A 22,634-nucleotide genomic window follows, 5' to 3' on the forward strand; every position below is an offset into this window, starting at 1 on the left:
ACAATGTCCGGCAGACGGGGTATCAACATATCTGGCGTTGATTTTTGGCACGCTGTTGAGTTCTCAAGGAACGGACGCTTCCTTTGTACTCACCCGAGAACTTCTTCTCGAGCTTTCCTCCGGGCGCTTCCCTTCGGTGTTCCAAACTCTATCAGCGTTTTTCCGGCCTCTTGACCACCGTCCTGCGGACATGCAGAAGGTGACCCCGAGAAGGATCTGACCGAGTTTGGTTCTGCCGGGCCCGGACACAATGTGTCGCTCACCCCCAGGCAGGAGTACGACTGTACATGGGGCGCCGGAGCAGGGGCAAATCACGTGCAGGGGTGGTCTAGACCTCTCGTGCGGAGCTATCGTGCGGAACGGGTCCTTCATCGACCTGCGCTGCCGATCACTCCACCCTGGAGGCTTCCCATGACCACCGTGACGTCCCCTCTTGTAGGACGCGCCATCGGCCTGGCCGCCGTACCGGACCCCGTGTTCTCGGGAGCGATGGTCGGTCCCGGCACGGCGATCGACCCCGTGCGTGAGGCAGGGGAGGCCCTCGCCCCCGTGGACGGGGTCATCGTCTCGCTGCACCCGCACGCGTTCGTCGTGGTCGACGGTGAAGGCCATGGAGTGTTGATCCATCTCGGCATCGACACCGTTCAGCTCAACGGTGAGGGCTTCGAGCTGCTCGTCAACAAGGGCGACACCGTACGGCGAGGCCAGGCCGTGGTGCGCTGGGACCCCGCCGCGGTCGAGGCTGCGGGCAAGTCCCCGATCTGTCCCGTCGTGGCACTGGAGGCCACGGCCGACTCCCTCTCCGACCTCCGCGAGGACGGAGAGGTCACGTCCGGCGACCCGCTGTTCGGCTGGCGGTGACATCGGGGCCGTACCGGGCCGCAAGTTCCACAACCACCGCGGTGGCGGGGCCCGCCGCACTATCGGAGACAGGTGAGATGGAGACAACACTGCGAGGCGTCGGTGTGAGTCACGGTGTGGCCATCGGCGAGGTTCGGCACATGGGAACGGCGGTGCTGGAGCCGCCCGCCAAGCAGATCCGACCGGAGGACGCGGAGCGCGAACAAGGGCGTGCCCGGAAGGCCGTGGACGCGGTGGCCGCCGATCTGACGGCGCGCGGCAACCTCGCCGGGGGCGAGGCACAGGCCGTGCTGGAGGCCCAGGCCCTGATGGCCCAGGACCCCGAGCTGATGGCGGACGTGGAACGCCGTGTCGCCGTGGGGAGCACGGCGGAGCGTGCTGTCTACGACGCCTTCGCCGCGTACCGCGCGCTGCTGGCGGGGGCCGGTGAGTACCTCGCGGGCCGTGTGGCCGACCTCGACGACGTGCGGAATCGTATCGTCGCCAGGCTGCTCGGGGTGCCCATGCCGGGTGTGCCGGACAGCGACGAGCCGTACGTCCTCATCGCCCGTGACCTGGCGCCCGCGGACACCGCGCTGCTCGACCCGACGCTCGTGCTCGGGTTCGTCACCGAGGAGGGCGGGCCCACCAGTCACAGCGCCATCCTGGCGCGGGCGCTCGGGGTGCCGGCCGTGGTCGCGCTGCCGGGAGCCGGGGAGCTTGCCGAGGGCACGGTGATCGCCGTGGACGGCAGCACCGGTGAGATCTTCGTGAACCCCGGCGCGGAGAAGAAGGCCGAACTGGAAGCCGCCGCGGCGGCTCGGAAGGCGGCCCTGGCTGCATCGAGCGGGCCGGGGACGACGTCCGACGGACACAGGGTGCCGTTGCTGGCCAACGTGGGCGGCCCGGCCGACGTGCCGGCGGCCGTGGAGGCCGGGGCCGAGGGCGTCGGGCTGTTCCGTACCGAGTTCCTCTTCCTGGACGACAGCAGGACGGCGCCGTCGGAGGAGAAGCAGGTCTTGGCGTACCGGCAGGTGCTGGAGGCCTTTCCCGAGGGGCGCGTGGTCGTGCGGGTGCTCGACGCCGGTGCCGACAAGCCGCTGGAGTTCCTGACCCCGGCCGATGAGCCGAACCCGGCGCTCGGTGTGCGCGGGCTGCGGACGCTGCTCGACCACCCCGAGGTGCTGGGGACGCAGCTGAGGGCGCTCGCCAGGGCCGCCGAGGGCCTGCCGGTCCATCTCGAGGTCATGGCGCCGATGGTCGCGGACCGCACGGACGCCAGGGCGTTCGCCGACGCGTGTCGTGAGGCGGGGCTGCACGCCAAGTTCGGCGCCATGGTGGAGATTCCGTCCGCGGCGCTGCGGGCGCGGTCGATCCTGCAGGAGGTCGAGTTCCTCTCCCTGGGGACGAACGACCTCGCGCAGTACACGTTCGCGGCGGACCGGCAGGTCGGCGCGGTGTCACGGCTGCAGGACCCGTGGCAGCCCGCGCTGCTCGACCTGGTCGCGCTGTCCGCGGAGGCGGCGCGGGCCGAGGGCAAGAGCTGCGGGGTCTGCGGTGAGGCGGCTTCGGATCCGCTGCTCGCGTGTGTACTGACCGGCCTGGGGGTCACCTCCCTGTCCATGGGGGCGGCGTCGATTCCGTACGTGCGGGGGACGCTGGCGAAGTACACGCTGGCGCAGTGCGAGCGCGCGGCGGCCGCGGCGCGTGCGGCGGACACGGCCGAGGAGGCGCGCGGCGCGGCGCAGGCGGTGCTGTCCGGCGAGTAGCCCGTGACGAGCTGTCGGTGCCGAGGGGCGCTCCACCTGTGGGTGGGGCGCCCCTCGCCCGTTCAGTGGGTGTGTCCGTCCCCGGCCGGGCCCCCTCCGGCGGTGTCGTCCCCGAGGTCGGGTGGGGTGCAGTAGTCGACCCCGGACTCCGGGGAGACCAGGTCCCCGGACTCCACGTCGGTGCAGTAGGCGTCGAAGACCTCTCCCGCGGTGAGGGGTTCGAGGCGCTCACCGCGTAGACGCCAGCCGTAGACACGGTCGGTCGTGTCCGGGGCGGTGGTGCGCATCACGAGGCCGCCGGGACTTCGGGTGGCGATGCCGAGGGCCAGGACGGTGGCGAACTCCAGGGCTTCCGACTCGTCGAGCCGGGTGGGCCCCGCGTCGTCGCGGTCGGACCGGAGGACCGCGGCCAGCGCCTGGGGCTTGGCCGAGACGCTGCACACGAGGTGGCGTTCGCCGGGGCCGGCGGTGTCGAGGACGCGCCGGAGCAGGTGCATGGCGCGGGTGAAGGCGGCGCGGCCGATGTCCTCGCCGCAGGAGGCGCAGTCGCCGATCTGGGCGAGGAGTGTGGTGGCGTACTCCCAGGTGGCGAGGCGGACGGCTTCGTCGATCAGGTCGGGGACGAGTTCGGTGAGGGACTGTCCCTCGTAGGGGACGGCGGCGCCGGTGGCCGCGAGTTCGGCCGTGAAGCGGGTGCGGCTGGAGGGGGTGTCGGGTTCGAGGCCGGTGTCGGCGCAGAACGCGGCGTACTCCTCCGGGTCGAAGAGGGCGACGGTGGTGTGGTTGCCCTGCGCGGCGAGTGTCCTGAGCAGGGCTTCCACCTGGCGGAGGTAGGTCGGATGGTCGTCGAAGGCGAAGCTGCGGTAGCGCCGCATCGCGCAGAAGTCGTGCTCGTCGGTGAGCAGGCCGATGGTGCCCGCGATCTCGCGGCGCAGGGCCTGGCGCGTGCTCGGTTGGCTGGTACGTGTCATGGCTTCCCCCTGTGCGAGCCGTCGATCAATGCTCACTCACAGTAATCGGGGGTACTGACAACGAGGTGGTGCGAGGGTGGTCAGGCTCGTTCGCGGCCCAGGTTCTCGTAGAAGCGCAGGAGGTCGAGGTCGTCGACGGAGCCGGGGTTGACCGCCTTCTCCAGGGGGGTGCCCTGGAGAAGGCGTTTGACGGGTACCTCGATGCGTTTGCCGGTGAGGGTGTGCGGGACTCCCGGGACCTCGATGACCTCGTCGGGGACGTGGCGGGGTGAGAGGTGTTCCCGGATCGTCTGCTTGATACGGCCGAGGAGGGCTTCGTCAAGGGTCGCGCCCGGGTTGAGCTGGACGAAGAGGGGCATCCAGTAGCCGCCGTCGGGCTGTTCGATGCCGATGACGAGGGATTCCTTGATCTCGGGGAGACGTTCCACTGCTTCGTAGATGTCGGCCGAGCCCATGCGGACGCCCTGGCGGTTGAGGGTGGAGTCGGAGCGGCCGTGGATCACGACGGAGCCCCGTGAGGTGAGGGTGATCCAGTCGCCATGGCGCCAGACGCCGGGGTAGGTGTCGAAGTAGCTGTCGTGGTAGCGGCTGCCGTCGGGGTCGTTCCAGAAGTGGATCGGCATGGACGGCATGGGGTTGGTGACGACGAGTTCGCCGACCTCGTCGATCAGGGGTTTGCCGCTGGGGTCCCAGGACTGGAGGTCGGTGCCGAGGCCGGGGGCCTGGAGTTCGCCGATGTGGACGGGGAGGGTGGGGACGGCTCCGGCGAAGCAGGAGCACACGTCGGTGCCGCCGCTGACGGAGGCGATCCAGAGGTCCTCGCGGACCTCGTCGTGGAGCCAGCGGAAGCCGTCGGGCGGGAGCGGGGAGCCGGTGGTGCCGACGCACCGGACGCGGGAGAGGTCGTGGTCGCGGCCCGGGTGGACGCCGGCCTTGCGGCAGGCCATGACGTAGGCGGCGGAGGTGCCGAAGAGGGTGGCGCCGGTGCGTTCGGCGACGCTCCACTGGGCGCCGGTGTCCGGGTAGCCGGGGCTGCCGTCGTACAGGACGACGGTGGTGCCGGTGAGGAGGCCGGAGACGAGGAAGTTCCACATCATCCAGCCGGTGGAGGTGTACCAGAAGAAGCGGTCCTCGGGACCGAGGTCGCAGTGCAGGCCGAGCTGTTTGAGGTGTTCGACCAGGATGCCGCCCTGGGACTGGACGATGGCCTTGGGCAGGCCGGTGGTGCCGGAGGAGTAGAGCACCCACAACGGGTGGTCGAACGGGACCTGTTCGAAGACCGGCGGGACGTCCGCGGAGGTCAGGGCGGACCACTCCAGGGCGCCCTCGGGGGCCCGCGTGCCGAGGACGGGGATGTGGACGACCGCGCGCAGGGTGGGCAGTTCGCGGCGGAGTTCGGCGACGGTGTCGCGGCGGTCGTGCTCCTTGCCGCCGTAGCGGTAGCCGTCGACGGTGAACAGGACGACGGGTTCGACCTGTTGGAAGCGGTCGAGGACGCTGCGGGCGCCGAAGTCCGGGGCGCAGGAGGTCCACACGCCGCCGACGGCGGCCGTGGCGAGGAGGGCGACGACGGCCTCGGGGATGTTCGGGAGGTAGCCGCTGACGCGGTCTCCGGGGCGTACGCCGAGGGCCCGCAGTTCGGCGGCGAGGGAGCCGACCTGGCCGCGCAGCTCGGACCAGGTCACGGGGCGGGGCTCATGGGTCTCGTCGACGTGGAGCAGGGCCGGTTCGTCGGCGCGGGTGCCGGCGGCGCGCAGGGCGTGTTCGGCGTAGTTGAGGGTGGCGCCGGGGAACCACTGGGCGCCGGGCATGGCGCGGTCGCCGAGCACGCGCGCGTAGGGGGTGGAGAACCGTACGCCGAACCATTCGGTGACGGCTTTCCAGAATGTCTCGAGTTCGTCGACGGACCAGCGGTGCAGGGCCGGGTATCCGCCCTCGGCGGGGGCTCCGTGGTGTTCGGCCGCCCAGGACTGGAACGCGGTGATCTGGGCCCCGGCGACGCGGGCAGCGTCGGGCTGCCAGAGCGGCGAGGGGTTCGCTGAGGTCATGGGGCGCTCCCGGGGCTGTGCGCGTGGTGTGCGGCGGGCGCGTACGGGCAGGCAGGTGCGCCTGTACGCGGCTGACACGGACGATGCCATGTGATCGACTTCCGCACCAGGGTGGGCCGCGGATGGACGAGCGCGTGAACATGTGCAGGCACCACGGGTGAACGGTAGTTGAACGACTCACACAAATGGGCCGGGCAGTGGCAAGGTGAGCAGCATGGACGGTCGTGACCTGGTGCGTTCGGTGAAGGCGATCGGTTCGGCGGGGGTGGCTGAGGGGCTGCGGACCGTGCGGGCCGCGTGGCTCAGGAGGCGTGCCGACGCTGCCGCTCTGCCGGCGCGGGGCGCCGAGCGGGCTCGGGTGCCCGGGGCGGTGGAGGGTGCGGAGCCGGGCCCGGGCGGCGGGATCGTCCGGTTCGGCCGGTCGGCGCTGCGGGTCACCGTCGATGTGAACGGGGCGGTGTTCTGGGGCTGGGACGGGGCCGGTCCCGAGCCGTCCTACGCGCTCGCGGGCCGGTGCCCGGAGCCGGATCCGCGGGCCGTCCTGGAGCCGGACAAGGACGGTGGCTGGCGGGTCGTGGGAGAGCGGGTGACGGTCGTGGTGTCGCGGCTCGGTGCCGTCGAGGTGCTGACGCCCGGTGGAGTGACGCTGCGGCGTGATCTGCCGCCCCGGTGGTGGGAGCCGGTCGGTGGGGGCGAGGCGCGCTGGGTCCAGCGTTCCGAGGTGGGGGCGGACGCGCGGTTCTTCGGTCTGGGAGGACGGGCCGCGGGGCCGCGGCTGCGGGGCGGAACGTACCGGCTGTGGAACACCGACCCCGGCCGCCCGTTCACGCCCGGTGACGATCCGCTGCACCTGACGATGCCGGTGCAGATGGTGGTGGCCGACGCGGGCACACATCTGGCGTTCCACGACACGACGTGGGACGGGACGGTGACGCTGCGCGAGGGCGAGGAGGGGGCCGGGTCCGGGCACGACCGGGCCGGCACGTCGGAGCTGCGGGTGGACGGGGGTCCGCTGCGCTGCTGGGTGGTCGTGGGCACCCCCGCGCGTGTGCTGCATGCCTGGGCCGCCCTGACGGGGGCTCCGGCGCTGCCGCCCGCGTGGGCGTTGGGGCACCATCACGCGCGGTGGGGCCTCGGTGACGAGCAGGAGGTGCGGCGGATCGTCGCGGGTTACCGGGAGCACGGTCTGCCGCTCGACGCGGTCCATCTGGACGCCGACCACCACGAGGGGCGTCAGGCGTTCACGGTGGACGCGCAGAGGTTCCCCAAGCTGCCGGATCTCGCCGACGAACTGCGGCGCGAGGGGATCCGGCTGGTGTCGGTCGTCGACCCGGCGGTCAGGGCGCGGCCGGGTGACGCGGTGTACGACGGCGGGACGGCCGAGGACGCGTTCGTACGGGATGCCGCCGGGCAGGTGGTGAGGGGTCTCGTCAGGCCCGGGGAGTCGGTCTTCCCGGATTTCACGCGCCCCGCCACGCGCGCGTGGTGGGGCGGTCTCCACGAGGAGCGTCTGGCGCACGGGTTCGCCGGGTTCTGGCACGACAGGAACGAGCCGACGTCGTTCTCGGCGTTCGGTGGGAACACCTTGCCCCGGTCGGCCCGGCACGATCTGGAGGGCAGGGGCGGCGACCATCGCGAGGCGCACAACGTGTACGCGCTGTGCATGGCCCGGGCCGCGTACGAGGGGTTGCGCGAGCTGGTGCCGCAGGAGCGGCCGTTCGTGCTCTCGCGTTCCGGGTGGGCCGGCATCCAGCGCTACGGGGGGACGTGGTCGGGGGACGTGGCGACCGGCTGGGCCGGGCTGCGGGCGTCGCTCGCGCTGGTGCTGGGGCTCGGTCTGTGCGGGGTGCCGTACGCCGGTCCGGACGTGGGCGGGTCCGACGGGAGCCCGTCGGAGGAGCTGTACCTGCGGTGGTTCCAGCTCGGCGCCCATCTGCCGCTGTTCCGCACGCGCGCGGGGGCGGGGCGGCGGGAGCCGTGGGAGTCCGGGGAGGGGGTCGTCGGGCACGCGCGCGCGGCGCTCGTCGAGCGGCGGCGGCTGCTGCCGTACTTCATGACGCTGGCCCATCTGGCACGTCGTACGGGGGCACCCTATGTGCGTCCGCTGTGGTGGGGTGCGCCCGAGGACCGGACGCTGAGGGACTGCGAGGACGCGTTCCTGCTGGGTGACGGTCTGCTGGTGGCGCCGGTGCTGGAGCCGGGCGTGGAGCGGCGTGCGGTGCGGCTGCCGCGGGGGCGCTGGTACGACACGGTGACCGAGCAGGCGTACGAAGGGCCGGGGCAGGTGCTGCTCGACGCGCCCGTGTCGCGGATCCCGGTACTCGCGCGCGCGGGTGCCGTGCTGCCGGTCCGGGGCGCCGACGGCGGCCTGGAGCTGGAGGTGTGGGCACCCGCGCGCGGGCGGACGGGGAGCGGGCTCGTGGTGCCGGACGCGGGCGACGGCTGGGACGAGCCGGAGGTCGAGCGGTACACGGCGCGCCGGCAGGGGTCGCGTGTGGTGGTGGAGCGGGACGGGGACGAGGGTCCGGCCGAGCCCGCGTATCCGGTGCGGGTACGAGGGCTCGGCCGGGGCTGAGCCGGCTCGGCTCGGGTGTGGGGCCGGGCTCAGATGTAGCGGCCGTCGAAGAACGCCCGGACGGCCAGGGTGTGCAGGGGGAAGGCGAGTTCGGTGGGCCTGCGCAGCAGGTGCCAGCCCTCCGTCTCGTCCGTGGCGACGGGCGCCGGCAGCGTGGCGGCCGGGCGTTCCGGGAGGAGCCCGAACAGCAGCAGGTGGCCGTCGGGCGAGCTCATGGCGTCGGCGAGGCGTACGTCGCGGTCGGCCACGCAGATGCCCGTCTCCTCCTTCAGCTCACGGACGACGGCGTGCCGCCAGTCCTCCCGGTGGTCGATGAACCCGCCGGGCAGGGCGGTGCCCCCGCGCGCGGGGGCGATGGTCCGTGTGATCACGACGAGGGCCGTGCCCTTGGTGTCGTACACGGGCTGGAGAGCCACCGCGACGGGAAGCGGATTGCGGTAGGCCACTGTGTGGCAGGCCGCGCAGGTGCGGGGCCAGCCGGACACGCCCTCTCCGTAGGGCGCTCCGCATCTCGAACAGTGAGAGTCGGGTGCGGAGTTGGCGGCTGGGTGTTGGTTCGGGGACACGCGGCGGACTGTATCCGATCATCCGCTCGTCGTCTTGCGGGGGCGGCGCAATGCGCCATGCCGCCGTGCCCCTCGGGTCTCCCGTCGGCACCAGGAGATCACCCGTGGACAGGGGTGAGGGCCGGCCGGAACCACCCCCGTGGGCCCCGGCCGGCCCTCCCGATACTGCGACGCCGGGCGGGGCTCGTTGGTTCTCCCGCGACCTGCCCAATTCAGGATGGCCGTGGGAGAATTCTGACGGACCATCAGATCAGCTCGCCGGGGAGGGATTTTGTCGCGAATTCGCACACCTGTGGTGGCCGGCTGGTTCGCCGGGGAGGGCGAGGGCTTCCGGCTGCTCGGTACGCGCTGTTCGGCGTGCGCCTCGGTGTTCTTCCCCCGCGAGGACGTCCACTGCCGCAACCCGCACTGTCCCGGCGGCGATCTGCGCGAGGTCCCGTTGTCGCGCCGGGGCCGTGTGTGGTCGTACACCGACGGCCGGTACCGGCCTCCGTCACCCTACGTGTCCGATCCGGAACTTACCTGGGAGCCGTACGCGTTGATCGCGGTGGAACTGGCCGAGGAGCGCCTCGTGGTGCTGGGGCAGGCCGTTCCCGGGGTCACCGTCGCCGATCTGGCGGTGGGCATGGAGGTGGAGGTCGTCCCCGGTGTGCTGCACGAGGACGCGGAGGCGACCTGGACGACCTGGCACTGGAGGCCGACGGGGGCGGGGGCATGACGGGCGAGGTGGCGGTTCTGGGCGCGGGCTTGCACCCGTGGGGCAAATGGGGGCGGAGCTTCGTCGAGTACGGGACGGTGGCGGCGCGCGCGGCGCTGACCGACGCGGGGGTCGACTGGCGGGACGTCGGCTCGATCGTCGGCGCGGACACGGTGCGTGGGGGCTATCCGGGCTATGTGGCGGGGGCGACCTTCGCGAAGGCGCTGGGCTGGCAGGGCGCCCGGGTCACGAGCGTGTACGCGGCCTGTGCGTCGGGGGCGCAGGCGGTCGGCGCCGCGCGGGCCCAGATCCTCGCGGGCCTCGCCGACGTGGTGCTCGTCGTGGGGGCGGACTCGGCTCCGAAGGGGTTCTTCCGGCCGGCCGGCGGGGATCGGGCGGACGATCCGGACTGGCTGCGGTTCCGGATCCTCGGGGCCACCAATCCGACGTACTTCGGGCTGTACGCGCGGCGGCGGATGGCGGTGCACGGGGACACGCCGGAGGACTTCGCGCGGGTCAAGGTGAAGAACTCCGCGCTCGGGGCGCTCAATCCGTACGCGCGCTACCGCAAGCGGGTCACGGCCGAGGAGGTGGCGGCCTCTGCGGTCGTCGCCGATCCGCTGCGGCTGCTGGACATCTGCGCGACCTCGGACGGGGGTGCGGCGCTGGTGCTGTCCAGCATGGAGTTCGCGCGGCGGCACGGGGTGCGCGAGCCGGTGCGGATACGGGCGGTGTCCACGGTGACGCCCCGCTACCCCAACACCGTGCTTGACCTGCCGGACATCGCCACGGACTCGGCGGTCGCGGTGGCCGCTCCGGAGGAGACGTTCCGGGCGTCGATCGCGCGGGCGGCGTACGAGGAGGCGGGGATCGGGCCCGAGGACCTCTCGTTCGCGGAGGTCTACGACCTGTCCACGGCGCTGGAGTTGCAGTGGTACGAGGATCTGGCGCTGTGCGGCGAGGGAGAGGCGGCGAAGCTGCTGCGGGACGGCGTGACGGCGCTGGGCGGGCGCACCCCCGTGAACGCCAGCGGAGGGCTGGCCTCCTTCGGGGAGGCGGTACCGGCACAGGCGATCGCTCAGGTGTGCGAGCTGGTGTGGCAGTTGCGGGGCGAGGCGACGGACCGGCAGGTCGAGGGTGCCCGGGTGGGCGTCAGTGCCAACCAGGGGTTGTTCGGGCACGGGTCGGCGGTGATCGCCGTTCGGTGAACCCCGGGCCCGCGGCGGGCCCGCCCGCCTCGTCACGGCCGCTGTGACGCGACCGCCGGTTCGGCGTGCCGTCGGGCGGCCGGTCCATGTGCAGCCGGGCCATGGGCGGGCGGGCCATGGGCGGGCGGGCCGTCCGGGGCCGGCTTCCGGCTCCGCGCCGGGGCGTGCGCCCCCGGAGCCGCTCCCAACCGGTGCCGTCCGTGTTCTTGACGCCCCCTGGGTGCCGGTGAACACTTCCGGGTGTCGGTCGGCATCGCCGCATTCGGGCCTCTTCGCGTACTGCCCGCCACCAGCGCCGCCAGGGCTTCGCACCCGCGCAACGGGCCGCTCCCCACGGGCGATTCCGCCACGCCGGCACGCTCGTCACGGACGCCGGACGGGGCGCGGGACCTCCCTGCCCTCGGCTGACGTAGCCATGGGAACGCACCCTGCACGGAAGGTCCGGGGTGGATCACCCCGGGCCGGGGCCAAGGAGCCGCCATGAGCAACGGAGACATCTTCGTCGGTGAGGTCATCGGTACGGCGATCCTGATTCTCTTCGGCGCCGGTGTGTGCGCCGCCGTCACCCTCAGGTTCTCGAAGGCGAGGGCGTCGGGCTGGATCGTCATCGCGTTCGGCTGGGGCTTCGCCGTGCTGGCGGGCGCCTACACCGCCGCGCCCCTGTCGGGCGGGCACCTCAACCCGGCGGTGACGATAGGGATCGCGGTCGACACCGGGACCTGGGACAGCGTCTGGGTGTACCTGCTCGGTCAGCTGGTCGGAGCGATGCTCGGCGCGGTCCTCGCCTACCTCGTCTATCTCGCGCAGTTCCGGGCGAACGTCCGCGAGGAGGGCACCACCGAGGGCACGGCGCACGAGCCGACGCCCACCCTCGGGATCTTCTCCACCATCCCGGAGATCCGGAACCCGGTGGCCAACCTGATCACGGAGATCATCGCGACGGTCGCGCTCGTCCTGCCGATCCTCGCGTTCGGCCGGAACACCGGCATCGGCATCGGCCAGATCCCCGGCGAAGAGGCCGGGATCTACGGCTCCGGCATCTCGGTCCTGCTGGTGTCCTTCCTGGTCGTCGGTATCGGTCTCTCCCTCGGCGGGCCCACCGGCTACGCCATCAACCCCGCCCGTGACCTCGGTCCGCGCATCGTGCACACCTTCCTGCCGATCCCCCACAAGGGCACCTCGGACTGGGGCTACGCCTGGATCCCGGTCGTCGGCCCCCTGGTCGGCGGCGCCCTCGCGGGCCTCGTCTACAACGCAGCCTTCTGACGCACCGACGCGGTACACGAGTCGGCGCACGACGTGAATCGACGCAAGATGTGAGGGGATGTCATGCCGGACAACGCCCAGAAGTACGTCGCCGCCATCGACCAGGGCACCACTTCGAGCCGCTGCATCGTCTTCGACCACGGCGGCGCCATCGTCGCCGTGGACCAGCGCGAGCACCGGCAGATCTTCCCCAAGCCGGGGTGGGTGGAGCACGACGCCACCGAGATCTGGTCGAAGGTGCAGGCGGTGGTCGCCGGGGCGATCGCCAAGGCGGGGCTGCGCGCCGAGCAGATCAGCGCGCTCGGTATCACCAACCAGCGTGAGACGACGGTCCTGTGGGATCGCGCGACGGGCAGGCCGGTGCACAACGCGATCGTCTGGCAGGACACGCGCACCTCGGCGCTCTGCACCGAACTCGGGGGCACGGACGGCCAGGACCGGTTCCGCGAGCAGACCGGTCTGCCGCTGGCCAGCTACTTCTCCGGCCCGAAGGCCGCCTGGCTGCTGGACAACGTACCCGGCCTCCGGGCCCGGGCCGAACGCGGCGAGATCGCGTTCGGCACCATCGACTCCTGGCTGATCTGGAACCTGACGGGCGGCACGGACGGCGGCCGGCACGTCACCGACGTCACCAACGCCGGGCGCACCATGCTGATGAACCTTCAGACGCTCCGGTGGGACCCCTCGATCCTCTCCGCGATGAACGTCCCGGAGGCGATCCTCCCGGAGATCAGGTCCTCGGCCGAGGTCTACGGCACCGCCGTGGGCCCGCTCGCCGGGGTGCCGGTGGCCTCGGCGCTCGGCGACCAGCAGGCGGCGGTGTTCGGTCAGGCCTGCTACGACGTGGGCACGGCGAAGAACACGTACGGCACCGGCAGTTTCCTGCTGCTCAACACCGGGAACCGGCCCGTCGCGTCGAAGAGCGGGCTGCTCACCACCATGGGGTACAAGATCGGCGACGAGGCGCCGGTGTACTGCCTGGAGGGGTCGATCGCGATCACGGGCGCCCTGGTGCAGTGGTTCCGCGACCAGCTCGGCATCATCCGCAGCGCCGACGAGATCGAGTCCCTGGCGGCGAGCGTCGACGACAACGGCGGGGCGTACATCGTGCCCGCGTTCTCCGGTCTGTTCGCGCCCTACTGGCGGTCGGACGCGCGCGGGGTCGTCACCGGGCTGACCAGGTACGTCACCAAGGGACATCTCGCGCGTGCGGTGCTGGAGGCGACGAGCTGGCAGACGCGGGAGGTCGTGGACGCCATGTTCCAGGACTCGGGGGTGCGCATCACGACCCTCAAGGTGGACGGCGGCATGACGCGGAACAACCTGCTGATGCAGCACCAGGCGGACGTGCTGGACGTACCGGTAATCCGGCCGCGGGTCTCGGAGACGACCTGCCTGGGTGCCGCGTACGCGGCCGGGCTCGCGACCGGGGTGTGGAACGACCTCGACGAGCTGAAGTCGCACTGGCGCAAGGACGTCGAGTGGACACCCTCCATGGAGGCGTCCGTGCGTGACCGCGAGTACCACAACTGGCGCAAGGCGGTGGAGAAGAGTCTGGGCTGGCACGAGGACGACGTGCGCTGACGACGTGCGCTGACGCCATGCGCGGGCACACGGATCGGGGCACGCGCGCGTGGGCGTCCGTCCGGGCGGCACGCGGTACCCGGGGCCCCGCGTGCGTGTCATGAGGCCACGGCTCGTACCCCGGTCGGCGGGGGTACGGGCCGTGTTCAGGTGGCGGCCGGCTCGCGGTGGTCCGTGGCGAACGTCATCGCGTGCCGGACCACGGAGACCAGGACGTCCTTGACCGAGTCCCGTCGACGGGCGTCGCAGAGCACGATCGGCACGTCCGGGTCGAGGTCGAGGGCCTGCCGGACGGTCTCGGCGGGGTAACGCGCGGCGTCGTCGAAGCAGTTGACACCGATCACGAAGGGTATGGAGCGCCGCTCGAAGTAGTCGACGGCGGCGAAGCAGTCCTCCAGGCGGCGTGTGTCCACCAGTACCACCGCGCCGAGGGCGCCGGAGGCCAGTTCGTCCCAGAGGAACCAGAAGCGGTCCTGGCCGGGGGTGCCGAACAGGTAGAGGACCAGGTCCTCGCGGAGGGTGATGCGTCCGAAGTCCATGGCGACGGTGGTGGTCGTCTTGTTCTCCACACCGCTGGTGTCGTCGACCGGGCGGCCCGCCTCGGTGAGCACCTCCTCGGTGCGCAGCGGTTTGATCTCACTGACCGCGCCGACGCAGGTGGTCTTGCCCACGCCGAAACCGCCGGCCACGAGGATCTTGAGCGTGACGGGCTCGACCGGAGGTGTGCCGCGCTCAGAGCGCCCGAGGATCATCGGTCCTTCTCCTGCTGGATGGTTGGCTGCCACATGTCCACTCCGCTCTCCGGCGTGTTCACAGCGCCCGGAGGCCGTTGATCACGTCACGCAGGATGCTCTCGTCCACCAGCTCGGCGGGCGGGACGGGACGGGTGACGTGGACGAGTTCCTCGTCCACGAGGTCTCCGACGAGGACGCGGACGACCCCGACGGGAAGATCCAGGTCGGCGGCCAGTTCGGCCACCGACTGGGGGTTGTCACGGCAGAGCTCGACGATACGGACGTGCTCAGGGGAGAGGGAGTGGTCCTCTTCCGGGTCGTCGACGTGCGGTTCCGTGACGACCACGGCGATCAGGTCGAGGCGGTGCTGGATCGCGTGATTGGTCCGGCCGCGGGTCATCGCGTACGGACGCACCACTGGTCCGGCCTCGTCGTCGAACCAGTGGCTTCTTCCCTGACCGTCTCGGCTCATGCCGTTCCACTACCCGCCGTGGGGCACATCGGCGCGCGGGGCGGAGCCCAGATGCACGCCGACCCGCTTGACCAGGAGGGTCATCTCATAGGCCACCTGCCCGATGTCGGCGTCGGCGTCGGCGAGGACGGCGAGGCAGCTGCCGTCGCCGGCGGCCGTGACGAACAGGAACGCCTCGTCGAGCTCCACGACCGTCTGCCGGACGCTGCCCGCCTCGAAGTGGCGGCCGACGCCCTTGGCGAGGCTGTGGAACCCGGAGGAGACGGCGGCCAGGTGCTCGCTGTCCTCCCTGGTGAGGTCCGCGGAGACGCCCGTGGGCAGTCCGTCGCTGGAGAGCACGAGTGCCTTGCGGATGCTGGCGACGCGCTGGACCAGGTCGTCCAGGAGCCAGTTCAGCTCGCCGGACGTGCCGGTCGCGGTGTGCCCATCGGCCTTCGGTGCGGTCATCGACCGTCCCCCTTAGTCGTTCCTCGTGGTGCTGAGACGTCCTGGGCGTCGTCGCCCTCGGCGTTCTCCTCGCGGCCGCGCCGCCAACCGTGCTGGAGCGAGGCCATACGGCTGCGTACCTCGTCGGCGTCGCGTTCGGTCGGCTCCGGGCGGCCGCCGGAGCGTGACCTCTCGCGTTCGGCGCGCCGGTCGGGGCCGTCCTTCAACTGCGGTGCCAGGTTGGCCTGTCGGACGCGACGGGGCAGCGGGCTCGGTGCCGATTCTGCCTGGTCGGTCGTCGTGTCCGCACGCGGGGTCGGCTCGTCGGAGCCGTACCGCGAGGTCATCGGTGCCGCGCCGCCCTCGGGCGTCGTACGGCGTCGCTGGGGCAGAGCGGGACCGTCGAACCTGCCCGGGGGCAGCAGGTCGGCGCGGTGTCCGCCGGGCAGGCCGGCGGGTCCGGGGCGGTCGGCTCCGGGGCGGGCCGGCGGTTCGGCGCGGTCGCCGCGCAGGGCGGTGAACGGCCGGGAGTCGGCGACCGGGTCGGGGCCCGCCGTACGGCCCTGCCCGGACTCGTCCTCGGGGTGCCTCGGCTGCCTGGCCCCGGCCACCGAACGGCCGTGCGAGCTGACGAGATGCGGGGTGCGGCGCTGCGGCAGCGGTACCGGACCGAGCGTCGGGTCGGGGTCGGTGAGCGGGGCCTGCCGTGCCTCGCCGTCGCGCGCCGGCTGCTGGTGCTCGTCGGCGACGCCGGTGAGGGAGTGACGGGGGCGGAAGAGTCCACCCCGCTCGGCGTCCTCGTCGCCGAGGGCGGCCGGGAAGCCGGCCAGCGGGTCCCGGTCGACCGGTGCCTCCAGCTCCACCGGGCCGTCCAGGATGGCGGCGGAGATCCCCGGGAGCCGGACCGGTACCTGGGAGAGCGCCTCGTTGCGTTCGTCCTCCAGCTCGGCCTCCCGGGTGGGGTGGGCGCGGTCGAGGCGGAAGCCGATGCCGTTGGTGTCGGGGACGTCGTCGGTGAGCAGCGCGTCGGGGATGAACAGCACGGCCGTGGTGCCGCCGTACGGGGAGGGCTGGAGGGAGACGCGGACCTTCTGCCGCTGGGCGAGCCGGCTGACCACGAAGAGGCCGAGGCGGTCGGTGTCGGACAGCTCGAAGTCGGGGGTCTCGGCGAGCTTCAGGTTGGCGTCGAGGAGCGCCTCGGCCGACATGCCGAGACCCCGGTCGTGGATCTCCAGGGTGAAACCGTTGGCGACGCGCTCACCGAGCACCTGCACGGCGGTGTGCGGGGGCGAGAACACCGTGGCGTTCTCCAGGAGTTCGGCCACGAGGTGGGTGAGGTCGGCGACCGCGGGGCCGGTCACGGCGACCCGGGGCAGCCGGCGTACCTCGATCCGCTCGTAGTCCTCGACCTCGGCGACCGCCGCGCGGACGACGTCCATCAGCTGGATGGGCTTGCGCCACTGCCGGGAGGGGGCCGCTCCGGAGAGGATGACCAGGCCCTCGGCGTGCCGGCGCATACGGGTCGTCAGGTGGTCCAGGCGGAACAGGTCGGCCAGTTCGTCGGTGTCCTCGGTCCGGCGTTCCATGGTGTCGAGGAGCGTGAGCTGCTTGTGCAGCAGGACCTGGCTGCGGCGGGCGAGGTTGACGAAGACCTCGGAGATGCCGCTGCGGAGTTCGGACTGCTTGACGGCGGCCTCGACGGCCGCCCGTTGCAGGGTGTTGAGGGCCTGGCTGACCTCGCCTATCTCGTTCTTGTCGTACTCCAGGTGCGGGACCTCGGTCTCCACGTCGACCTGTTCGCCCGCGGCGAGCCTGCGCATCACGCTGGGCAGCCGCACTCCGGCGGTCTCGTGGGCCTCCTGGCGGAGCCGGCGCAGGTCGCGGATGAGGACCCGGCCGATGCGTACGGACATGAAGAGCGAGCCGAGCAGGGCGAAGAGGCCGAGGACGCCGGCGACGGCCGCCTTGAGGATGACGGTGGTGGCCAGCGGGCTGACGCGGTCCTGGTAGCGGTCGCCCGCCTCGACGCTGAGGTCGCGGAGATCGGAGAGGACGGGCTCGACGGCGCTGTCCCAGGTCTTCGCGGTGACGCCGCTCGGCCGGCCGGGGTCGGAGGCGATGACGCCCTGCTCCACCGTGCGCAGGGGCGCGGTGTTCGCGTTCCTCCAGTAGCGGTGGAAGCGGTCGCGCTCGGCGGCGGGCAGCTGCGGCAGGCTGATCTCGTACAGCAGCGTGCGCTGGGCCACGAGGTCGGAGAAGTCGCGGATCTCGTCCTTGGTGATCCGGTTCGCCACGAGCACGGAGCTGAGCAACGCGTCCTCGCGGGAGAGGAGTTCACGGGCCCGGCCGACGTTGATCAGGGCGCGGCCCTGCTTGTCCATCTCCACGCTGTCGAGGGCGGGGAGGTTGGACAGCAGGGTGAAGCAGGGGTCGACGAGGTCGTTGTAGTGACCGAGGGCCTTGGCGGGGCTGACCGTGCCGCTCTCGACGGTCGTCCGCAGCGACGGCAGGCCGTCGAGGGCGTCCAGGATGGCCGTGAGCCGCAGCGAGGTGGTCTCGCCCATCTCTTCCCGCAGATCGGACTTCCGGGCGTGCTCGCGGAACTCCTCGACGGCCGCGTCCGTGGCGGACCGGCTGCGGTCGAGGGCCTTCTGCGCCCCGGAGGCCCGGGGGTCGGCGAGGTAGACGAGGGTTTGGCGGCGTTCCTGCTGGAGCACCCGGATGGTGTCCTCGGTCGGGAAGCCGACCTCCTCCACGATGTCCGCGACCCTGAAGAGGTCGCTCGCCTCACGGCCCGTCAGCACCGTGGCGAACGTCCAGACGCCGGTCAGCGCCACCAGGGGCACGAGCAGCAGCGCCACGATCTTCCGGCGGATCGATTTCCCGCGAAAGCGCATGGCCTCCCCCAGCTCGACCCCCGCCAGATCCGGGGGTACACATGTGCGTCAACAAACGGCGTGAGCCTACTACCGACTCACACGTATCTCGAAGCGCCGGACGCACCCACTCCGCACCCAAGGTGAACCAGACATGGGGAGTTGTCCGTCCTTTGGGGGAGATTGCCTCCCCCGTCAGGCAGTTGAACCCGTGGCATCCCGTCGGGGAAGTTGGCCGGTTGGCCGGATTTTTGCGTTCCGTGGGAATCTTCGGCGCACGTCGATCGTCTTTCTGTACGGGAATGGGGGGCGGAATGGGCCACAGGCCATGCATGCCGCTCCCAGGCGGCGTAAACCAGAGGAAGTCGGGCACCAGTGGGGGGCCGGGTCTCGCGACCCGGATCTGTTGGTCCACCGGCGGTGGGGAGTGACGACTTGATGGGCACGGCGGAGCGGCGCACGGCGCACGGGGACGGAGCGGTGACGCCCGAGAGGGCGGAGCGAAGCGCTCGGGAACCAGGGCACGGCCTGCTGACGGGGGAGAGCGTCGCGGTGAAGGAACGGAGGCTCTCCGCCCGTGGCGACGAAGAACGGGTGCATTACCGGCCGTTGTGGATCGAGGAACCGGCGCGCAGGCGGCGGCTGCCCGACCCGGTGCGGACGGCGGCGGTGCGTGCGGTCCTCATCATCGCGGCGACACTGGTCCAGGCGATGGTGGCGGTCCTGTGCACGCTGGCGGACGCGTGGCCGGCGTTCCCCATGGTGCTGAGCACCTTGGCGAGCACGATCGCGGCGACCTGGAGCGTGCTGGACGTCTGGGTGACCCGCCAGGTGTGGAAGCAGCGCAACGGCGTGATCTCGGCGCCCAGCAGCACGGCGCGCGCGTTGCGCCGTGAGCGGCGCCGGGCCCACCGGGAGGCGCGGGCCACGGAGCGCGCGCAGGCCCGGATACGCCGCCGGGGTGGCGCCGGGCAACTGTCGCACCCGTAGGACGACGAAGAGGGGGCCCACGCCGCGCGTGGGCCCCCTCGCATGTCCTCCCACCCGCTCTCCTCACCATCCGCTTCTCCTGACCATCCGCGCCACGCCTCCTCCTGACCCCCGCACGCATCGTGGCGCCCGGCCCGGTGCGCGTGTCGCAGCCGTGGCCCGCTCCGGAGATCCGGGACCCGAAACCTGTGAACATCCGCGTCCGGTCATGGCGTCGCGGCTGCGCCGGAAGGATGGTGTGCTGGTCCCAGCAGACCGGTTCCTCGGATGTCAAGGTTTCCGACCAGGCGTGTCGACCGTCACATTCAACCTGTTTTCAGGCATAGAACGCGGTCTTCCGGTTAGGCGCTCAGCCGCGAGAGCGTCGGCCTCACGGCGCTGACCAGGAGGAACGAGAGACATGCCCGAACTTTTCATCGGCGGAGCGTGGCGCTCCGCGCTCGACGGGCGGACGCGCGAGATCCGCTGTCCCGCCGACGGCAGCCTGGTCGCCGTCGTCGACGAGGCCGGCGGCAAGGACACCGTGGAGGCGATCACGGCCGCGCGCCGTGCCTTCGACGAGGGCCCCTGGCCCGCCACCTCACCCGCCGACCGCGGTGACCTGCTGCTGCGGGTGGCCGACCTCCTCGTACGCGACAAGGACGCGCTCGCCCGCGCCGAGTCCCTCGACACCGGCAAGAGGCTGGTGGAGAGCGAGTACGACATCGACGACATCGCGAACTGCTTCCGCTACTTCGGGAGGGCCGCCACGGCCGAGACCGGCCGGGTCGTCGACACCGGTCAGGCCGGCGTCGACAGCCGGGTCGTGTACGAGCCGGTCGGGGTGTGCGCGCTGATCACTCCCTGGAACTACCCCCTCCTGCAGACGGCCTGGAAGGTCGCCCCGGCGCTCGCGGCCGGCAACACCTTCGTGCTCAAGCCGAGCGAGCTGACCCCGCACACCGCGATCCATCTGATGCGCCTCCTGGAGGAGGCCGGGGTGCCGGCGGGTGTGGCGAACCTGGTCCTCGGCGCGGGCCCGGAGGCCGGCGCCCCGCTCTCCGACCACCCGGACGTGGACCTGGTCTCCTTCACCGGCGGGCTGCAGACCGGGCGCCGGCTCATGGCCAACGCCGCCGCGAGCGTGAAGAAGGTCGCCCTGGAACTGGGCGGCAAGAACCCGAACATCGTCTTCGCCGACGCCGACTTCGACACGGCCGTCGACATGGCGCTGACCGCGGTGTTCCTGCACTCGGGACAGGTCTGCTCGGCGGGCGCCCGCCTGCTGGTGGAGGACTCGCTGCACGACCGGTTCGTCGACGAGGTCGTCCGCCGGGCGCGGGAGATCCGCCTCGGGGGCCCCTTCGACGAGCGGGCGCAGACCGGCCCGCTGATCTCGGCCGCGCATCGCGCCAAGGTCGAGGAGTACGTCGCCCGGGGCGTCGAGGAGGGCGCGGTACTGCGCTGCGGCGGCGAGCGGCCCGGCGGCGACGCCTACGACCAGGGTTTCTACTATCTGCCGACCGTCCTCGACGAGTGCACGAGCGCGATGTCGGTGGTCCAGGACGAGTCGTTCGGGCCGGTGCTGACGGTGGAACGGTTCAGCACCGAGGACGAGGCGGTCCGGCTGGCCAACGACACGATCTACGGTCTGGCCGGTGCCGTGTGGACGACCGACGAGGCCAGGGCACAGCGGGTCGCGGCCCGGCTGCGGCTCGGCACGGTCTGGATCAACGACTACCACCCGTATGTGCCGCAGGCCGAGTGGGGCGGTTACAAGCAGTCCGGTTTCGGCCGTGAACTCGGACCCGCGGGACTCGCCGAGTACCGCGAGGCGAAGCACATCTGGCGCAACACGGCCCCCGCACCGCAGGGTTGGTTCGCGTAGCTTCTCCGCTCCCCCGCACCCGGCCCGCACTCCCGGCCCCTCTCGCCCTGCCCGGGCACTCCCCCACCTCCCTCGCCCGCACGCCCGCATCGTTCTCGGCACCCGCAAGAGCCGCTCCCCCTCCTCCCCAAGGCCCACCAGGAGTCCGCTCATGACGACCATCGAGCAACCCACAGGCCCCAAGAACACCTCCGACGACACCGAGCTGACCGAGTTCGGCTACAGACCCGAACTCAAGCGCACCCTCGGCAACTTCCACACCTTCGCCGCCGGGATCAGCTACATCTCGATCCTCACCGGCACGTTCCAGCTGTTCTACTTCGGCTTCGCCAGCGGCGGCCCCGCCTACTGGTGGTCATGGCCCATGGTGTTCGTCGGCCAGTTCATGGTCGCGCTCTGCTTCGCCGAACTGGCGGCCCGCTACCCGGTGGCGGGCTCGGTCTACAACTGGTCGAAGAAGATAGGCAATCCGCATCTGGGCTGGCTCGCCGGCTGGATGATGCTGACCGCCTCCATCGTGTCCATCGCGGCCGTCGCGCTGGCCTACCAGCTGACGCTGCCCCAGATCTCCGACGTGTTCCAGTTCGTCGGGGACGGCACCGGGAAGTACGACGTGGCGACCAACGCGGTCGTCCTGGCCGCGGTGCTGATCCTGTTCACCACCGTGGTGAACGCCGTCGGCGTCAAACTCATGGCCCGGATCAACACGGCGGGCGTGTTCATCGAGCTGATCGCCACCGTCGTGCTGATCGTGCTGTTCGCCGTGCACATCACCCGTGGCCCGCAGGTGGTGATGGACACCAACGGCACCGGCAGCGCGTACGGCAACGGGTACCTGGGCGCGTTCCTCGTGGCCTCGCTGGCGTCCGCGTACGTCATGTACGGCTTCGACACCGCCGCCTCGCTCGGTGAGGAGTCGCTGGACCCGACCCGCAACGCGCCCCGCGCCATCATCCGGGCGATCGTCGCCTCCTTCCTCCTCGGCGGTCTGATCCTGCTGCTGGCACTGATGAGCGTCTCCAGCCTGAAGGGCGAGCGGTTGTCCACGGACGGACTGCAGTACATCGTGCTCAACGTGCTGGGCCCCACGGCCGGCAAGGCGATGCTGTGGTGCGTCCTGATCGCGGTCACCGTGTGCGCCCTGGCCGTGCACACCGCCGCCGTCCGGCTGACCTTCGCCATGGCCCGGGACAACAACCTGCCCGCCTCGTCGAAGCTCGCCAAGATCCACCCGCGTTTCCAGACGCCGGTGCTGCCGACCGTGATCATCGGGGTGCTGGCGCTGGGCATCCTCGTGGTCAACATCCGTCAGCCGCAGATCTTCACCGTGGTGACCAGCATCGGCATCATCATGATCTACCTGGCCTATCTGGGCGTCACCGTGCCGATGCTGGTGGCGCGTCTGCGCGGCACGTGGCAGCCCGCCGGGGACGGCCGGTTCTCGCTGGGCCGCTGGGGTCTGCCCGTGAACATCCTCGCCGTGCTGTGGGGCGGGGGCATGACCCTCAACCTGATCTGGCCGCGCGCCGCGGTCTACAACGCGGCCGCCCCGTTCCACTGGTACCTGCAGTGGGGCGCGGTCCTCTTCGTCGGGGTCATCGCCGGCGGCGGCTTCGCCTACTACTGGTTCGTCCAGCGGCACAAGACCGGCGTGCTCGCCGAGCACCGTGTGGTCGCCGAGGCCGGGCCCGTGTCGCCGCCCGCTCCGTCCGTCGGTTCCCCGGCCGCCGACTGAAGGACCGGCC

The 22,634-nt window shown here is 71.6% G+C and carries 18 protein-coding genes; 11 read left to right on the forward strand and 7 right to left on the reverse strand.

The window, feature by feature from the left end; all coding sequences use genetic code 11:
- The 3 genes from ACZ6BB_RS13155 to ptsP all read left to right on the forward strand — a co-directional run.
- The coding region (locus tag ACZ6BB_RS13155; protein WP_471615333.1) for a hypothetical protein at positions 1–220 on the forward strand (220 nt) is incomplete at its 5' end.
- A gap of 191 nt (positions 221–411) precedes the next feature.
- A complete protein-coding gene (locus ACZ6BB_RS13160) occupies positions 412–861 on the forward strand; it encodes a PTS sugar transporter subunit IIA (protein ID WP_471615334.1) in 450 nt (149 codons plus the stop codon).
- Positions 862–938: 77 nt separating this feature from the next.
- A complete protein-coding gene (gene ptsP, locus ACZ6BB_RS13165; protein WP_471615335.1) occupies positions 939–2,609 on the forward strand; it encodes a phosphoenolpyruvate--protein phosphotransferase in 1,671 nt (556 codons plus the stop codon).
- Between the two features lie 62 nt (positions 2,610–2,671).
- Here the strand turns inward: ptsP and ACZ6BB_RS13170 are convergent, their stop codons facing one another.
- Both ACZ6BB_RS13170 and ACZ6BB_RS13175 read right to left on the reverse strand, forming a co-directional pair.
- Positions 2,672–3,580 (reverse strand): hypothetical protein, encoded by a 909-nt coding sequence (locus ACZ6BB_RS13170; protein WP_471615336.1) that lies wholly within the window; start codon positions 3,578–3,580, stop codon positions 2,672–2,674.
- An 80-nt stretch (positions 3,581–3,660) separates the two neighbouring features.
- Positions 3,661–5,628, reverse strand: coding sequence for an acetoacetate--CoA ligase (locus ACZ6BB_RS13175; RefSeq protein ID WP_471615337.1), 1,968 nt, complete (start codon positions 5,626–5,628; stop codon positions 3,661–3,663).
- A 214-nt stretch (positions 5,629–5,842) separates the two neighbouring features.
- Here ACZ6BB_RS13175 and ACZ6BB_RS13180 point away from each other — a divergent pair, with 214 nt between their 5' ends.
- Positions 5,843–8,203 (forward strand): glycoside hydrolase family 31 protein, encoded by a 2,361-nt coding sequence (locus ACZ6BB_RS13180; RefSeq protein ID WP_471615338.1) that lies wholly within the window; start codon positions 5,843–5,845, stop codon positions 8,201–8,203.
- Positions 8,204–8,232: 29 nt separating this feature from the next.
- Here the strand turns inward: ACZ6BB_RS13180 and ACZ6BB_RS13185 are convergent, their stop codons facing one another.
- Complete coding sequence (locus tag ACZ6BB_RS13185) at positions 8,233–8,769, reverse strand: NUDIX domain-containing protein (protein WP_471615339.1); 537 nt, start codon at positions 8,767–8,769, stop codon at positions 8,233–8,235.
- Positions 8,770–9,061: 292 nt separating this feature from the next.
- Between ACZ6BB_RS13185 and ACZ6BB_RS13190 the strand changes: the two genes are divergently transcribed.
- The 4 genes from ACZ6BB_RS13190 to glpK all read left to right on the forward strand — a co-directional run bounded on the left by ACZ6BB_RS13190 (position 9,062) and on the right by glpK (position 13,524).
- Complete coding sequence (locus tag ACZ6BB_RS13190; RefSeq protein WP_471615727.1) at positions 9,062–9,487, forward strand: Zn-ribbon domain-containing OB-fold protein; 426 nt, start codon at positions 9,062–9,064, stop codon at positions 9,485–9,487.
- Complete coding sequence (locus tag ACZ6BB_RS13195) at positions 9,484–10,674, forward strand: lipid-transfer protein (protein ID WP_471615340.1); 1,191 nt, start codon at positions 9,484–9,486, stop codon at positions 10,672–10,674. Before ACZ6BB_RS13190 ends, ACZ6BB_RS13195 begins: the two co-directional genes overlap by 4 nt.
- 480 nt (positions 10,675–11,154) lie before the next feature.
- On the forward strand, positions 11,155–11,940 hold the full coding sequence (locus ACZ6BB_RS13200) for an MIP/aquaporin family protein (protein WP_471615341.1): 786 nt from the start codon (positions 11,155–11,157) through the stop codon (positions 11,938–11,940).
- A 63-nt stretch (positions 11,941–12,003) separates the two neighbouring features.
- On the forward strand, positions 12,004–13,524 hold the full coding sequence (gene glpK / locus ACZ6BB_RS13205; protein WP_471615342.1) for a glycerol kinase GlpK: 1,521 nt from the start codon (positions 12,004–12,006) through the stop codon (positions 13,522–13,524).
- A gap of 146 nt (positions 13,525–13,670) precedes the next feature.
- Here glpK and ACZ6BB_RS13210 read toward each other — a convergent pair whose 3' ends face one another.
- The 4 genes from ACZ6BB_RS13210 to ACZ6BB_RS13225 are packed head-to-tail and all read right to left on the reverse strand — an operon-like array spanning position 13,671 to position 18,053.
- Complete coding sequence (locus ACZ6BB_RS13210; RefSeq protein WP_059083297.1) at positions 13,671–14,276, reverse strand: GTP-binding protein; 606 nt, start codon at positions 14,274–14,276, stop codon at positions 13,671–13,673.
- Positions 14,277–14,334: 58 nt separating this feature from the next.
- Positions 14,335–14,730: a DUF742 domain-containing protein gene (locus tag ACZ6BB_RS13215; protein WP_471615343.1), complete on the reverse strand. Its 396-nt coding sequence runs from the start codon at positions 14,728–14,730 to the stop codon at positions 14,335–14,337.
- 9 nt (positions 14,731–14,739) lie between these two features.
- Positions 14,740–15,177 carry a roadblock/LC7 domain-containing protein gene (locus tag ACZ6BB_RS13220; protein ID WP_059083298.1) on the reverse strand — a complete coding sequence of 146 codons (438 nt, stop codon included), beginning with the start codon at positions 15,175–15,177 and terminating at the stop codon, positions 14,740–14,742.
- A complete protein-coding gene (locus ACZ6BB_RS13225; protein ID WP_471615344.1) occupies positions 15,174–18,053 on the reverse strand; it encodes a nitrate- and nitrite sensing domain-containing protein in 2,880 nt (959 codons plus the stop codon). The genes ACZ6BB_RS13220 and ACZ6BB_RS13225 overlap by 4 nt, the downstream gene beginning before the upstream one ends.
- Before the next feature lie 417 nt (positions 18,054–18,470).
- Here ACZ6BB_RS13225 and ACZ6BB_RS13230 point away from each other — a divergent pair, with 417 nt between their 5' ends.
- The 3 genes from ACZ6BB_RS13230 (at position 18,471) to ACZ6BB_RS13240 (ending at position 22,624) form a co-directional block, all read left to right on the forward strand.
- Positions 18,471–19,022, forward strand: coding sequence for a hypothetical protein (locus ACZ6BB_RS13230; protein ID WP_471615345.1), 552 nt, complete (start codon positions 18,471–18,473; stop codon positions 19,020–19,022).
- 400 nt (positions 19,023–19,422) lie between these two features.
- On the forward strand, positions 19,423–20,889 hold the full coding sequence (locus tag ACZ6BB_RS13235; protein ID WP_471615346.1) for an aldehyde dehydrogenase family protein: 1,467 nt from the start codon (positions 19,423–19,425) through the stop codon (positions 20,887–20,889).
- Positions 20,890–21,040: 151 nt separating this feature from the next.
- Positions 21,041–22,624: an APC family permease gene (locus ACZ6BB_RS13240; RefSeq protein WP_471615347.1), complete on the forward strand. Its 1,584-nt coding sequence runs from the start codon at positions 21,041–21,043 to the stop codon at positions 22,622–22,624.
- Positions 22,625–22,634 lie beyond the last annotated feature (10 nt).

The sequence above is a fragment of the Streptomyces sp. NPDC041108 genome (assembly GCF_055592645.1).